The 1,160-nt window shown below is 63.8% G+C and carries 1 protein-coding gene; it reads left to right on the top strand.

The features are described 5' to 3' along the window. Positions 1 to 38 precede the first annotated feature (38 nt). Positions 39 to 1,160 (top strand): IS630 family transposase, encoded by a 1,122-nt coding sequence (locus tag KS423_RS45885; protein ID WP_224285573.1) that lies wholly within the window; start codon positions 39 to 41, stop codon positions 1,158 to 1,160.

Here is a 1,160-nt window from a genome sequence, read left to right as displayed (position 1 = left end):
CTAGTGTCCTGCGCCAGAGATCCGTCGTTAGATCGTTCATGAGTCCTTCTCCAGATGTTCCGGTGCGTCGTCGTGGTCCCGCGTTGGAGCCGTTGTTGCTGTCCGAGGAGGAGCGGGCGGTGTTGACGCGGTGGTCCCGTAGAGCGACATCGGCCCAGGCCTTGGCTTTGCGGTCGCGGATCGTGCTGGCGTGTGCCGGCCCCGAGGTCCCGACGATCGTCGGTGTGGCAAGGGAGTTGGGAATCACCGCAGACACGGTCCGCAAGTGGCGGCGGAGGTTCCTCGTCGAGCGCCTGGACGGGCTGGTGGACGAGCCTCGTCCGGGCCGGCCGCCGACCATCGCGGTGGACGAGGTCGAAGCGGTAGTGGTGGCAACGCTGGAGGAGATCCCGAAGAACGCGACGCACTGGTCGCGGAGCTCGATGGCGGCCCGCAGCGGCCTGTCGAAGTCCACGGTGGGGCGGATCTGGCGGAAGTTCCAGCTCAAGCCTCACCTGGCGGACACCTTCAAGCTCTCGACCGACCCGTTGTTCATCGAGAAGGTCCACGACGTAGTCGGGCTCTACTTCGACCCGCCCGAGGGGGCCGTGGTGCTGTCGGTCGACGAGAAATCGCAGATCCAGGCCTTGAACCGGTCCCAGCCGGTGCTGCCGATAATGCCGGGCATGCCCGAGCGCCGGACCCACGACTACGTGCGCAACGGGCTGACCACCCTGTTCGCCGCCTTCGACACCGACACAGGGAAAGTCATCACCTCATTGCACCGCAGGCACCGCGCTCAGGAGTTCAAGAAGTTCCTCGTCAAGATCGACCAAGAAGTCCCCGACGGCCTCGAAATCCACCTCATCTGTGACAACTACGGCACCCACAAGACCCCGGCAATCAGGTCCTGGCTGTCCCAACACCCCAGATTCCACATGCACTTCACCCCGACCGGATCCTCCTGGATCAACCAGGTCGAGCGCTGGTTCGGCTTCCTCACCGACCAGATGATCCGCCGCGGATCCCACAAGAACGTCCAGGCCCTCGAAAAAGACATCCGCACCTGGATCAAGAACTGGAACGACAACCCCACACCGTTCACCTGGACCAAAACCGCAGAGGAGATCCTCGACTCCCTCGCCCGATTCTGCCGACGAATCTCTGGCGCAGGACACTAG

Source organism: Streptomyces sp. LS1784, assembly GCF_020103755.1.
Classification (GTDB): Bacteria; Actinomycetota; Actinomycetes; order Streptomycetales; family Streptomycetaceae; genus Kitasatospora.
The sequence above is the reverse complement of the archived record's forward strand: the minus strand, read 5'-3'. Positions and strand labels throughout refer to the sequence as shown.